Source organism: Spirosoma horti (assembly GCF_054776595.1).
Genome location: NZ_BAAHBQ010000005.1, coordinates 97876 through 112425, shown reverse-complemented (window position 1 = coordinate 112425; position 14550 = coordinate 97876). Strand labels below are relative to the sequence as shown.

The following is a 14550-nucleotide window of genomic DNA, read 5'->3' as shown; positions in this document are numbered from 1 at the left end:
GTTTTAATCAGAATAAAGTAGGCTTATCGATTTAGCCCTTACTATCGGGGGGTTCCGCCACCAGAAGACGTGCCGCCTGCTGGTGCCTGGCCACCACCGTCACTCTTGACGTCATCATTGTTGACCGATTTTGCCTTTTTACGGGGCGCATCCATCGTCATTTTCCCAATTTTATACGTAAACGTCAGGCGAACGCCCCGGTTGTATAAATACACATCGTTCACCTGACTGAACTGCGGAGAGTTCAGGACCGTGTGGATATTGAACCGGTTGGAGAGGAAGTTTTCGGCGGCTATGCCCACGCTTCCTTTCTTGCTCTTGAAATCTTTCTTGACGCCAACCGTATAGAATCCAAACCCGCCCTGGGTTCCCTGTAACTGCACCTGTGAACCCTGCAGAAATCCGAAGGCCTGAGCGCCCCATCCGTTGCTGAACTGTGCCGAAGCAAACGTTCCTCCACTCAAGTTGAATCCCGTATTGGTCAGACTTTCCGACACACCATCCGCGTTGGTTACCTGTCCGGTTAAGCTGGTGTAAAACACGTTCAGGAATAGGCCCACGTTGATTTTCGAGGTTACGGCCACGTTGGCAAAGGTGTTTGTCCCATACGTATACTGGCGGCCAATGTTCTGATACGTCGTGACAATGGCACCTACCAGCGTGTCGGATGGTTGCCGAACCTGCGTGATGGCATTGTTGGTCGAGCGGCCAAAGAAGGTGGCGTTGATGAATGTCTTCTTGATCGTTTTACTCACGCCCAGTTCGAAGTTGTTGGTTAATTCAGGACGCAGAGACGGATTGCCAATCGTGATGTTCTGAGGATTGGCCGTGTTAAAGTTTGGGTTCAGTTGCTGCAATCCGGGCCGCTGGATCCGGCGGTTGTAGCCCAGTTTCAGCGTTGTTCCTTTAAACGATTTCGACGCATTGATGCTCGGCACCAGCACCCCATAATTTCCAATACCAAGCGTCCCATCCTGTTCGGTGCTGGCATCGATAAAGGTATGCTCGTAGCGCAAGCCGCCTTTTAGGGTATACCGTTTTTTGGTCGTATACGTATATGAGCTATAAGCAGCGGCAATATTCTGATGATAAAGCAGCGCCCCCTGCGTCCCATTTTTTTCGGTTGTAAATTCACCCGTTGGGCCAGCCAGCAAGTAGCGGTAATCGCTGTTAACCTGCCGGATAATGCCTTTGGCGCCAAACTCGATCAGCTGATTTTTCTTGATCGGCGTCTGGTAATCCGTTTGCAGCGTAAACTCCTGGTTCACGTTCTTATTCAGGTTTTGCTGCCGCCCGGTCAGCGCACCCACCCCATTCAGCAGATTAGCATCGAAGTTGTTCGTCAGATCGTTACGGCTGTAGAGCGTCGAAATACTCCATTCCTGCTGGGGCTTGAACGTGTGCAGATAATCGACATTGGCATCGACCGTTCCCGAGAGATTTTTAGTACTCACATCCCGGTTTGAACCCGACCCAGGCGTGCCGTTGGTGAACAGTTGCGTAACCAGATCCTGCTGACTGAGCATATTCCGTACGCCATACCGAACGCCGGCCGTCAGGCTTTGATTTTTAGCCAGATCATAGTCAAAACCCAGGTTATATTGCCCGAATAAGCCATTGCTGGTCCCATCGCCCGACTGTCGGGTCAGGGTCGTTACCCCGTTTACCTGACTGGTTTGATCGAGGTTGGTCTTTGTAATCGTGTTGTACATCGCCCGCCCGAAACCACCGAGCGTAAAACCGGCCTTGCCCTTCCGGTAACTACCATTTAACGACAGCATCGAACCCCGGTTACCTACTCCTGCGTCTACGTTCAGGTTAAGGCCCTGCAAGCTGTTCTTTTTGGTAATGATGTTGATGATTCCCCCCGATCCTTCAGCATCATATTTAGCCGACGGGCTGGTAATGACCTCCACCGTTTTGATCTGATCGGCGGGAATTTGCTTCAGGGCATCGGCAACGCTACTGGCCACAATGGTACTGGGCTTATTGTTGATGAGTACCCGAATGTTGGAACTACCCCGCAGCGAAACGTTGCCATCGAGATCCACCGTCAGCAGCGGTACTTTCCGCAGAATATCGGTAGCATCTCCACCCTTGGCCGTAATATCCTTATCGGCGTTGTAGACCAGCCGATCTACTTTCTCTTCGATCAGAGCCGCCTGTCCCGTTACGGTTACTTCTTCAAGCGTTTTAACACTTGAACTAAGTTTAATAACGCCCAGATCCAGCGACTGCCCATTGGCCAGCACCACGTTATCGATCATTTTATTTCGGAAACCGACGAACGTGACAAGCATTCGGTACTCACCGGCAACCAGTTTCGATAGAACGAATTTACCCTTCTCATCGGCTACTGTTCCATCTACTGTTTTTCCCGTGGCTTTATTGATCAGGGCAACGCTGGCAAATTCAACGGCTTTGGCCTGCGTCGAATCAACAACGGACCCCGTTAGTTTGGCACTTCCCTTCGGACTCTGATCTCCGGCAGTACCGGGCAACGCTTTTGGTTGCGTGGCGCCCCCCATGCCCGGAAACTGGGCCCTGGCGGGTGTAAGTAAACTGGCAGCAAGTAGAGTTGTGGCAATAAGTATAGCGTTCGATTTCATGGCATTGCTTTAAGTGAAACAAAGGTGTAGACAGCAGCGCGAACCCGAAATCAAAAGTGGACAAAGGGCAGAATAAACCGGATAGACATCGGTTTATTCCTGACGAATGAATTTGCCACAACGACCCGACCGGTCGGTTTGGCACAGAACCGAAACGCACATTGGCTGGGGCTCATGTCCATCGGTGAAGCGAGTTCGTTAACAATCATTTAATCAACCAATCGCGCTGCCAATCAGTAGAATCTGCCAAAAACACAGTTATTTTACCCGAACATTAACAGGTATCGCTTGTATGATACAACGGACAACGCTTCTTGCTGTAGTAAGCTTTTTTCTTCTTTCTTGCCTGATTATCAGTTGTCATCGAACGGGTAGCACAGGCAGCTCGGCTGATGAAGCCGCTATGTATCAGAAATTGGCCGCGGCTCGTGTTCAATTGCCCAATGGCTGGGCCCTGACACCGCCGGGGCAAAGTGTCAATCTGGACGATTTGCCGCTAAACCTGGTCGTTTCTCCGTCTAAAAAATACCTGGCGGTCACTAATAATGGGCAGAGTACACAGAGCATTACCTTGCTTGACGCCCAAACACAACAGGTGCTGGATACGGCGAAAGTGGGGAAAGCTTACCTGGGTCTGGCGTTTAGCGCCGACGAAAAACGGCTGTACGCATCGGGCGGAAATGACAATAAAATCCTGGTTTATACGATCGATAACGGACAATTAGTACCCGATGAACCCATTGTGCTGGCCAAACCCTGGCCCGTGAAAGTATCACCAACGGGTTTGTGCATCGACGATGCCAAAAACCGGATTTACGTCGTCACCAAAGAAGATAGTGCGCTGTACGTTACAGACACGCAGACAAAAAAAACGCTCAACCGGGTAAACTTGGGCAAAGCAGCTTATACGTGTTTGCTATCTCCCGATAAAAACGAATTGTTTGTCTCGCTCTGGGGCGGGGCCAGCGTGCTGGTGATCAATACGAATACGCTGACCATAACAGCTAAAATTGCTACCTATAAAAACCCCAATGACCTGTTGCTTACCCACGATGGCCACTACCTGTTTGTGGCCAATGGGAATGATAATACCGTAGCACTGATCGATGTGGCCAAACGGCAGGTGATTGAAACGCTCACCACCTCGCTTTTTCCGAACGCACCCATCGGCACTACACCCAATGGGCTGGCCCTGAGCGACGACGAAAATACCCTTTACATCGCTAACGCCGACAACAACTGCCTGGCCGTATTCGATATAACCCGAAAAGGCCACAGCCATTCCAGCGGATTTATCCCAACGGGCTGGTATCCAACGTCGGTCAAGGTTATTGGCTCGAAAATTCTGGTTACCAACGGAAAAGGCTTCTCGTCGAAGGCGAATCCGAGAGGACCCAACCCAGTACGCTCGCGAACATCGCAGCAAGTCGGCCCAAATCCTCAGGCAAACGCAGGGCCGGTTCAGTACATCGCCGGCTTATTCAAAGGAACGCTCTCCATTATCGACGTACCGACAACCGAGGTGCTAGCTGCCTATTCGCGGTTGGTCTATGCCAATACACCCTATACCAAAAGCAAGGAACAACGGGCCGAAGGAGAACCGGGTAACCCAATTCCAATGCGCGTTGGTGGAAATGGTCCGTCGTCACGGTCACCCATCAAGTACGTGTTTTACATCATCAAGGAAAACCGGACCTACGATCAGGTTTTGGGCGACATGCCCGAAGGCAACGGCGATCCGGCCCTTTGCCTGTTCCCTCAAAAAGTAACGCCCAACCAGCATGCCCTGGCCAGGCAGTTTGTGCTGCTGGATAACTTCTACGTCGATGCCGAAGTCAGCGCCGACGGGCACAACTGGTCGTCGGCGGCTTACGCGAACGATTATGTCGAGAAAAACTGGGTAACCAGCTACGGTGGTCGCGGGGGTACGTATGATTATGAGGGCCAGAAAGAAATTGCCCACCCGCGCGATGGATTCATTTGGGATCACTGCCAACGGGCGGGCATCTCCTTCCGCAGCTACGGCTGGTTTGTGGATGAGAAGCCCAACATTAAGACTCTGGAAGGCCATAACTGCCCCGACTTCAAGGGGTTCAACCTCGCCTATCAGGACATACAACGGGAGGAAGTCTGGGAAAAAGACTTCGATCGGCTGCTGGCGGCCGGAGCCTTACCGAGACTGAACACGGTGCGCTTCGGAAACGACCATACATCGGGCGCGCGGGTTGGGTTGCCCACGCCTGAAGCCGCCGTAGCCGACAATGATCTGGCCGTTGGCCGCTTTGTCGAACATTTGTCCAAAAGCCCGATCTGGAACGAATCGGTCGTATTTATTCTGGAGGATGATGCTCAGAACGGACCGGATCATGTGGATGCTCACCGGTCCATCGCCTTTCTGGCCGGGGGATTCGTGAAGCGTGGTTATGTAGATCATACCATGTATTCGACCTCTGGCTTACTGCGCACGATGGAATTGATTTTAGGCTTGAAACCCATGAGCCAGTACGATGCCGCAGCCACGCCTATGTGGCGCTGCTTTGCTAAAACGGCCAATTCAAGTCCGTATGTAGCGCAGACTCCCGGGGTCGACGTCAACGAAAAAAACGTGGCGGTCAACTCAAATTCAAGACGGTCTTCCCAGTTCAACTTGTCTCATCCCGACGACATCGACGACCTTGTTTTCAGTGAGATTGTCTGGCAAACGGTACGGGGGCCCAAAAGTATCATGCCCGCTCCCCGCCGGGGCGCCTTCGTCCGATTAGGAAAAAAAGTGGATGAAGATGATGACGACGACGATGATGAGTAGGCAATGAATACTGGTAAGAACAGCGCTGTAAGGCCCTATCTATGGTGAGTAGTATCGGAGATAAATTCACCTTTGCCCTACATGAAAGATCCGCTCTTCACGTCGGCAAAGCGAGTCAGGACAAGTCGGCTTGTCCTCATCTACCCGTTCATTTTCCTGCTTATACTAGTCATAAGCAAGTACGGATTTGCTCAATCATCCAGGGCATCGGAGTCGGTTACCCAATCAAGTACAGCCTGGAAGCTGGTTTGGGCCGATGAGTTTACGGCCGATGGGCCGCCAGATCCCAAAAACTGGACGTTCGAAAAGGGGTTTGTCCGAAATAATGAACTTCAGTGGTATCAGCCTGACAACGCCCGTTGCGAAAATGGACTGCTTATTATTGAAGGCCGTCGGGAGAAGCGGCCCAACCCGACTTATCAGGCCAATAGCACAAATTGGAAAACCAATCGACCCTCTATAGATTATACAGCTTCCAGCCTGACAACGAACGGCCTGCACCAGTGGCAATACGGGCGGTTTGATATGAAAGCCCGCATTGATACCCATCCGGGACTATGGCCTGCTTTCTGGACGCTCGGCGTGGCGGGTGAGTGGCCATCGAACGGCGAAATCGACATTATGGAATACTACCGGAACATGCTGCTGGCCAATGTGGCCTGGGCAACCAGTAAGCGATATACGGCAAAATGGAGTAGTGTAAAAAAGCCCATCAATACGTTTAACGACCCGGACTGGCCGACCAAGTTTCACATTTGGCGTATGGATTGGGACGAAAAAGCGATCAGCCTGTATGTCGACGATCAACTGCTCAACACAATTGCCTTAACCGAAACGATCAATCAGGATGGCACGGACACGAATCCGTTCCGGCAGCCTCATTATCTGCTTCTGAACCTAGCTATTGGGGGCGATAACGGAGGTGATCCAGCGGCAACTACTTTTCCGAGACAGTTTGTGGTAGACTACGTACGGGTTTATCAGAAGTAGCTTTTCGGTATCCATACACACTCCACTTGCGTTAGACAAACTCAACTACTATGCCCACCAGCCGCTTAGCGATGCGTATGCGTACCCTCCTCTCCCTCCTTCTAATCAGCCAGTTAAGCAGCTGGTGTTACGCCCAGTCTCCGTTTCCGGCCAATGTCCGTCGGGTTGTTTTCATCGGCAATAGCATCACCTACGCGGGCGCTTACGTTGTCGACATCGACGCCTATTTCACGACGCATTACCCACAACAAGCCCTTGAATTCATTAACGTTGGCTTGCCGAGTGAAACCGTTTCCGGTCTGTCGGAACAGGGCCATGCAGGTGGGCAATTTCCTCGCCCCGATCTACACACACGACTCGCCAGGGTGCTGGCCCTCACCAAGCCAGATCTGGTTTTTGCCTGCTACGGCATGAACGACGGCATTTATTTGCCTTTTGACGAGGGCCGGTTTCAAAAGTTCAAAGATGGCCTGAACTGGCTGCATCAGGAAGTGGTCAAATCAGGAGCCAAACTCATTCATCTGACGCCCCCCCTATTCGACGAACTGAAAGGTGGTCATCCGGGCTACGCGGCTGTCCTGGACCGCTATGCCGATTGGTTATTGGCGCAAAAAGCCGCCCAATCATGGGACGTCATCGATATTCACTATCCCATGAAGCAGTATCTGGAAGCCCACAGAAAGGTCGATTCCAGCTTTGCGATTGATGGGTTTGCCCTGGCCGAAGACGGTGTTCATCCAGGTGCGGTTGGACACTGGATTATGGCCCGAAGCATCTTGCTGGGTCTAGGCGAAAAAGCCGTGGCAAAGGCACCCAACCTGGCAGCCGCCATTGGGCCTATTCAGAATGCAGCACAACTTATTACGCTGGTAACCGAACGCCAGAACATCATGAAAGATGCCTGGTTAACCACGGCCGGACACGACCGGCCGGGAATGAAAACAGGCTTGCCGCTCAATGAAGCCAAAGCGAAAGCCGCCGGCATAGACGCCCAAATTAAGGCACTTCGTCAATAGCTGTGAACGTAGGCTCTGTAACAGACCAGGCAGTTGCCGTATTGGTCTTTTAGGAAAGGTACAACGTACCCTATCCGGTAGCTAAAGATAGCGCGACCCTGATAGCGCGAACGTCTTCGTTCGTGCTGACTAGCTACCGGCCTCTGGCCGGAAGAAATTAGTTGCCCATAAATCGGCCATAGGCCGAAGAATAATTAGCACGAACGAAAACGTTCGCGCTATCAGGCCAGCAAGTCCAGAACCGCTTTCCCCAGGCCGTCGGGCGTGGAATAGAATGGGCGTTTTTCTACTTCATAGTGCGTATCTGGCGCGATGCCAAGCGCGTGATAAATCGTTTGGTGAATCCCTTCGATACGCACCGGATTTTCGATGGTTTTGCAGGGGCGCTCATCGGCAGTTTTTCCGTATACAAAACCCTTCTTGACTCCGCCACCAAACATGAGGATGGAGCAGCCATCGGTAAAATGACGGTGCATGCCGTAAAATTTGAGATCGGAAAGAACGTCTGGCTGTTCAACCTGCTCCTGCACTTTGGCACCCGGTCGTCCTTCCACCATCATATCCCGGCTAAACTCGCTGGCCAGAATAACGATCGTGCGATCCAGATGACCCGATTGATCCAGGTCTTTGATCAGTTGAGCCACTGGTCCATCGATCTGTTTCTTCATATCTTCCAGACGTGTGTGCCCATTTTCGTGTGTATCCCAGCCCTTGAAGGGTTCGTATTCCGTTGTGACGCTAATAAAGCGGGCGCCTTGTTCGGTGAGTCGGCGGGCCAACAAACAGCCAAGGCCAAATTTTCCGGTGTTGTAAATATCGTAACTGGCTTTGGGCTCTTTGCTCAGATCGAAAGCTTTTGCTTCGGGGGAGTTGAGCAGCCTGTACGCCTGCTCCATCGACCGTTTGAGGGACTCTTTCTGATAATCGCTGCCGTATTCGCCCATCGGCCCGCTGCTGATCAGGTCATTATAGAGTTGGTTTCGCCGTTCGAATCGTTTGGCGTCCATCCCAACGGGCGGCCGAACGCTTTCCAGTCCCTGACTTGGGTCGGGAATGAAGAACGGCCCGTATTCATTGCCCAAAAAACCAGCGGTATGGAAGGCCTTCAGCTCCTCGGCTTCGCCCACAGTGAACCGCTGGCCAATATCGACAAAGGCGGGAATTACCGGATTCTTAGGACCTAACTCTTTGGCGATCCAGGAACCCAGATGTGGGGCCGCTACCGTTTGGGGCGGTTCGTAACACGTGTGCCAGTGGTACTGATGGCGCGAATGCAAAATATGCCCCATATCGGCGGCTACATACGAGCGGATGAGCGCTCCCTTATCCATCACGCGGCCAATGGATTGGAGCCCTTCGGAGAAGTTAATGCCATCCAGCACGGTAGGAATCGACTTGAACGTACTTAACACCCGCTTGCCTTCCATCCCTTTCTCGAAAGGCGTGTAGCGTTTGGGGTCAAAGGTTTCGGTATGGGCCATGCCACCCGCCATCCAAAGCAGAATCACCGTGTCGGCGGTGCCGGTTGTCTGGCCCGGTTTCAGCGTTCGACTACAGCCTGACAGCAGGCTCGACATGGGAGCGCCTGCCGCCAAAGCCGCCATAGTGGCCGCACTTGTTTTTTGCAAAAACTCCCGTCTGTTCCAGTTGCTTCTCATCATCTTGCTCTGTCAAAACCATCTATTGCTCTCCTATGCCCAACCGCTGTCCATCAGGCAGTTATAAGGTATTATTTATCCCTATTTACTGTACGATTTTCCCGGCATTATCGGGATGTCGGTTTCTCAAAACCCCGCATCATCCACCACTAGTAAATCAATTGAAATTCAGGGTGCAGGCTAATGGCCCAGACCAAATCCTGAATGCCTTCGGTGCTGGGATTTTTACCAACAATTTTCTGAGCAATGGCCAGTTCCTTCGGTTTGGGCTCACGGCCCAGGGCTTTCCAATACAGATTTTTGACCAGCTCATCCGACGTTGGATACAACGCTTTCCACTGCTGGGCTCCTCGCTTGAGGGCGTCGTTGAATTGCTCGCCGTTGGTCAGTTCCAGTGCCTGCAACAGGTTGGCCTGCGACGATCGGCTGGTACTCACGGTCTCGCGGTTGGGTCGGCCCAGCGCTGTCAGGAACGGATCATTTTTGACCAGGGCGGCCCGTGGAAATGGTACCTCTTTCTTGATCTTCTTGGGAAATGACTTCTCAACAATGGATGTGTCGATATACACCGGGCTAAAGGCCAGACTCACGGCATCGGCAAACTGCTCGGCCGTAAGCCGACGGCGAACCATACCCTGAAAAACAAATTTGGGCGACGTAATCAAATCGGCATCCTTGAGACCAACCGACGGAAGCTGATAGGTTCTGGACGTCAGAATGGTTGCCATCAATTTCTTTATATCATAGCCATTGGCCACAAAATCAGCCGCCAGCCAGTCCAGCAAATCCTGACTCCAGGGGTCGTTGTCCATCACATCGACGGGTTCGATAAGGCCCCGGCCCATCACCTGCGCCCAAATGCGGTTGACAACCGTACGGTACAACCGACCATCTTTAGGATTCACCATGAAATCGGCCAGTTCCCGAAGTCGCTCTTTGGTAGTTGCTTTGCCATTGATCGTCCCGAGCTTCTCGAAAATGATCTTTGTTCCGGCCATCTTTCCGGTCGGCTTGTCGCAGCGGTTGATTTCCAGCGTCGTATCGGCAAACACATTGGCAAAGGCGTAGGCATCAGCCAGTTTCCAGTCGCTGATAAAACTATCGTGGCACGACGCGCATTTTAAATTCAACCCAAGCAGCACCTGCGATACATTTTGGGCCGCCTGCATCTCTGTCCGCTGGCTCGAATTGATCGTGCCGCGCCATTTGATGCCTTTGATGAACCCTTCCGATTCCTTCGTTGGGCTGACGAGTTCCCGCACAAACTGGTTATAGGGTTTATTGACTTTCAGCGAGGTGTATAGCCAATTGGTGATGTCGAAACGCCCCCCGGTTATGTAGCCTGTACCGGTATAATCATTGCGAAGGGCATCATTCCAGAATGTCAACCAATGCTGGGCATAGTCGGCATTCCGATTCAGTAGCTCGTTGACCAGCACCTCGCGTTTAGCTGGGCGCGGGTCGGCTTCAAACGCGTTGATCTGCTGGGGCGTAGGCAACAACCCCACGACATCCAGATATACCCGACGGATGTATGTTCGATTGTCTACGACACCTTTCCAGGAAAGGTTATGTTGCTGGAAATAAACGTTGACAAAGAGGTCGACCGGATTCGTCAGTCCATTGACTGCTTCGGGCAGGGCGGGTAGCCGGGGTTCCAGAGCCGCTACCCGATAAATACTTTTTTCGGCTCCACTCGGCCAGGGAGCGCCCTGCTGAATCCAGTACTCGAGCAGCGCAATGTCGTGCTCGGTCAGGCGTTTGCCTTTGGTGGGCATGGCGTCTTCATGACCAGCGGGAAGTTTGATACGCCGAATCAGATCGCTCTTTTCGGGGTGACCAGCTTCCAGAATAGTCCCATCTTCCCCACCTTTCAGAACAAACTCTTTCTTGTCCAGGCGCAAACCGCCTTTAATTTTGGTCGCACTATGACAACTGTAGCAGTTGTGGGCCAGAATAGACCGGACTTCCAGGTTCAGTTCGCCAATCTGCTTCTCGTCTAAAGGCTGCCCGGTAGTGGCCGTGGCAAAAGTAACTGTTGATTCGCCTTGAGCTGGACTGGCCGGTTTATGGCGGGAAGGTAGCACACTGGTCAGGTAGTCGTCGCCGTGGGTGAGCATAGCCCCGTAGTGGCCCGCCAGACTAACCCCAACGACCGTAACAACCAGCAAACTTCGGTATAGCGGCACCCGTCCGCTCCGAAGCGCAACGACTGTCGCTATGGCCAGCACCATGGTTGCCAGCCCTGACCACTGGTGAATGGTAACGGTATCTCCGCCATAATCGTCCTGATTCACGAGAAGCAGGCCCAGCGAAGCCGCCACAATTGCGCTGACAGTACCAATCCAGACCAGCGCCCTAATACCCGGCTGCCAGTCCGTTGATTTTCGAAACCAGCCGATGACCTCTAGCAGTAAGGCAATACACAACAAGCTTACGGGGAAATGGACCATCAGCGGGTGCAGACGGCCCAGAAACTGCCAAAGCCAAAATGATTCAGTTACTACAGTCATTTATGTTGGGTAAGGAAATTTGTAAAGATTCCGGGCGAAGACTTGATGTGTCCTCCTGTTCAACGGCCGGGAAGCGTCCTTGACGTGACCTGTATAAAAGCTAAACATATAAACTATTTTACTGCTCCTGATAGCCAGGCTATTGAGGCTGATCACTCTGCTATACATAGAACAGTCAAACACCCTGAAAATAGATTCTGCGGTGGAAACTTCTCGCCGGGCCGTCAATGTTATTTCTACACAGATCAGCGCGTTGGTAACCTCCCTAAAAATCGCTACTTTAGCTCGTAAATAGCAAACGTATCTAGCGGCTGGAAAACAGATGCGTCATCTTACCACTCTTTAACACTATACATCAATCAATGAACAAAACCGCTGGGACATTCTTTGATCCCATCAGCAGAGTAAAAATTCATCAAAACAACTACACCAGAGAGCAGGCCGAAGCGGCCAATCATGGTTTCGATCTGGCCGTTAAGCAGTTTCTGCGCGATTGGATTGAGCAGGGTACCGTATCGACCAAGAGTCTGGAGGGCGAAGGCGATACAGAGGAATTTGTGGAGCAAGGCGCTCTGCGCAGCTTCTTTAAACACCGGGAGGATGCCTTCGAGCGATTGCTCGAACAGGAGCATATATCCCGCCATTTGCTTCGACCTATCGACGAAGTTTACTTTCAGAATGACGCGTATGAGCCGCTACTGGCTCAGTTTGAGAAGCGTATTTACAACATAGCCGCCCAGCGCGAACACCTGGAGGTGCCTTTTCGCTACAGTCCGCTCAGTCGGCAGGGTACGTATGGCGACACCATTCAGCCAACCGATACGAATGGCGAGCCACCCCGAGAAGATATAGGCGTCTATTTTGGAACCCGCCGTACCGATAGCACCGCCCTAACCATTCTGGCGCATCAGTTGCGTTGGGAAGCCATGGTGCCTTCTGACTTTGAACTGCCGGTTCATGTGATTACGGAAGGTTATATGGACGATTCCTTACGGTCTGTTAAAGCCATGACAGAGCAGTTGAACGAAGAAGGGGCCACCCAGCCACATTGTTTCGTGATTCAACGACGACATGCTGCCGACGACCGCCACCTGGGAGCCGCTCTGCTGGTTATGGATCCGGAATTACCTTCACTACCCCAACGGATCATTTTCTGTGACACCCTCAATCCGGGACAGCGACCGCCCTGGTGGGATAAATTCAAGCAGAAAATAGATGCTGTTTTTCCGCAGCCTGCCGATCAGGCACCGGCCTCGGACAGGCTTGAAGATGGGGGCGTAAAACTTCAGCGTCTGCATGATGGCGTACCCGTTCGTCACCAGGATATTGACTGCGCCTTTTACACAGCGTCGATGTGTCGTGCGCTTATTCAGTTGGCAAAAGCCGATGCTGACTTGATCCTGAATGGCTCTATCGAAGCGATTGTCAGCCAGATGACGGCTCGAATGCCCGAATATTATGAACAGCCGAACCAGCCCAAAGAGCCTGCCGAAGTACGGGAAGTAAATGTAATTCGGCGATGGAATACAGGGTGGCAGGCGCTGAAGAATATGATGCAGAACCGGTTGACAGACCTGGCCGCTCAGCTGACGGTTTCCAGTGAACAACCTCTGGAATTCTCCTGATTAATTGAGTATTGCATACGGGCAACCTGATATGGGTTGCCCGTATTTTTTGCTATATAATCTCTTGCGTATATAGCTATTCGTTCAGATTCGATTAACTTTCCTTTGCTTCAGCTATTTTTTCATGTGCCTCTTCCAGATCATCTTTCTCAGGCTCTGGTACTTCTTCCTGTGCCTGCTCCGGTTCAGATACATAGGTTAAGGAAATAAACATAGGGAAATGGTCAGACCCGCCGTTGGGCAGGCGCAAAATTTTCTGTAACTGAAAATGAGTCGAGACAAAAACGTGGTCGAGCGGCCAGCGCAGAAAGAAATACCAGGCATGAAATGTATTGTACAGTCCCCGGCCAATGCGGGGATCAAGTAAACCACTCACCCGTTGAAACAGACGGGTCGTGTGCGACCAGGCCACATCGTTCAGATCACCGGCAATAATAGTAGCGCCCCCTCTTTTTCGGGCCTCTTTGCCCACCAGCAGCAATTCAGCATCCCGCTCCGTTGACCGGTAATGTTCCGTGGGGCTGGGTGGCATGGGATGAACGCCATAGAAGTTTATGACTTGGGTGGAGGGTAATTCCAGTTGAGCGTAGACCGATGGGATGTCATCCTGAATCAGGAAACGTAGCTCATGGTGACGAATCGGTAAGCGCGAGTAGAGCAACATACCATACGTATTTTCCAGCGGATGTAATACCTGATGGGGATAATCGGGTGCTACCGGCGCTAATGCATCCTGCCATTTCTGGTCGGCTTCCAGCAGCAGAAGCACATCGGGTTTGTGTTTATTTACCAGATTCACAACGTGGGCTGTTCGGGAATTATCCATCAGTACGTTGGCCACCAGCAATCGAATCGTGTTATCATCGGACTCATCGATGCTGGTTCGGCTAGCGACCCGAACGACCTGTTTCTTGTGTAGGGGCGTAAACGGGTAAATGAGCCATCCCTGATAGCACAGGGTTGCCAGCAGACCAATGGGCACGAGATTATAATAACCCGTGAGTGTGTGATTGATTGCCAGCCAACAGACAAGCCCAATGGCGGCCAGTACTGTAAGCTGTAAATGAGGAAAATCCCAGATCCGGATCCACCAATAATCCAGACGTATAAAATTAATGAATGACGCTACGGTTACAACAATTGCATAGGCAAGCAGGATATACTCAATAGTGTGCATGGTGGTGTTAAAGATGGCGGTTGATGAGTATAACCGTAAATGGCGGGCACCGGTTTTCCTTTTAAAGACAGGCAGTTTATTATCAACCACTTAGAGCCCTAACAATGACTCCTGTAAAGTTAATCCAGGTGCAGTAGTTCTCGGTCACAGTACTAT

Annotated in this window: 8 protein-coding genes; 4 read left to right on the top strand and 4 right to left on the bottom strand. The window is 51.8% G+C overall.

All coding sequences use genetic code 11. From position 1 onward, the window contains the following. Positions 1–41: 41 nt before the first annotated feature. A complete protein-coding gene (locus tag ACYVAM_RS15510; protein WP_461068512.1) occupies positions 42–2609 on the bottom strand; it encodes a TonB-dependent receptor in 2568 nt (855 codons plus the stop codon). 292 nt (positions 2610–2901) lie between these two features. Between ACYVAM_RS15510 and ACYVAM_RS15505 the strand changes: the two genes are divergently transcribed. The 3 genes from ACYVAM_RS15505 (at position 2902) to ACYVAM_RS15495 (ending at position 7421) form a co-directional block, all read left to right on the top strand. Beyond that, on the top strand, positions 2902–5415 hold the full coding sequence (locus tag ACYVAM_RS15505; RefSeq protein WP_461068510.1) for a bifunctional YncE family protein/alkaline phosphatase family protein: 2514 nt from the start codon (positions 2902–2904) through the stop codon (positions 5413–5415). An 81-nt stretch (positions 5416–5496) separates the two neighbouring features. Continuing rightward, positions 5497–6405: a glycoside hydrolase family 16 protein gene (locus ACYVAM_RS15500; RefSeq protein ID WP_461068508.1), complete on the top strand. Its 909-nt coding sequence runs from the start codon at positions 5497–5499 to the stop codon at positions 6403–6405. Positions 6406–6455: 50 nt separating this feature from the next. Continuing rightward, entirely contained in the window at positions 6456–7421 is a 966-nt protein-coding gene (locus ACYVAM_RS15495; RefSeq protein ID WP_461068506.1) for an SGNH/GDSL hydrolase family protein, read from the top strand. Between the two features lie 221 nt (positions 7422–7642). On the opposite strand, the gene ACYVAM_RS15490 is transcribed toward ACYVAM_RS15495, so the two are convergent. Both ACYVAM_RS15490 and ACYVAM_RS15485 read right to left on the bottom strand, forming a co-directional pair. Next, a complete protein-coding gene (locus ACYVAM_RS15490) occupies positions 7643–9079 on the bottom strand; it encodes a DUF1501 domain-containing protein (protein ID WP_461069619.1) in 1437 nt (478 codons plus the stop codon). A 149-nt stretch (positions 9080–9228) separates the two neighbouring features. Continuing rightward, positions 9229–11592, bottom strand: a complete 2364-nt coding sequence (locus tag ACYVAM_RS15485) for a DUF1549 domain-containing protein (protein WP_461068504.1) — start codon at positions 11590–11592, stop codon at positions 9229–9231. A gap of 362 nt (positions 11593–11954) precedes the next feature. Here ACYVAM_RS15485 and ACYVAM_RS15480 point away from each other — a divergent pair, with 362 nt between their 5' ends. Next, on the top strand, positions 11955–13217 hold the full coding sequence (locus tag ACYVAM_RS15480; protein WP_461068502.1) for a hypothetical protein: 1263 nt from the start codon (positions 11955–11957) through the stop codon (positions 13215–13217). Between the two features lie 94 nt (positions 13218–13311). Here the strand turns inward: ACYVAM_RS15480 and ACYVAM_RS15475 are convergent, their stop codons facing one another. Then, entirely contained in the window at positions 13312–14394 is a 1083-nt protein-coding gene (locus ACYVAM_RS15475; protein WP_461068500.1) for an endonuclease/exonuclease/phosphatase family protein, read from the bottom strand. Positions 14395–14550 lie beyond the last annotated feature (156 nt).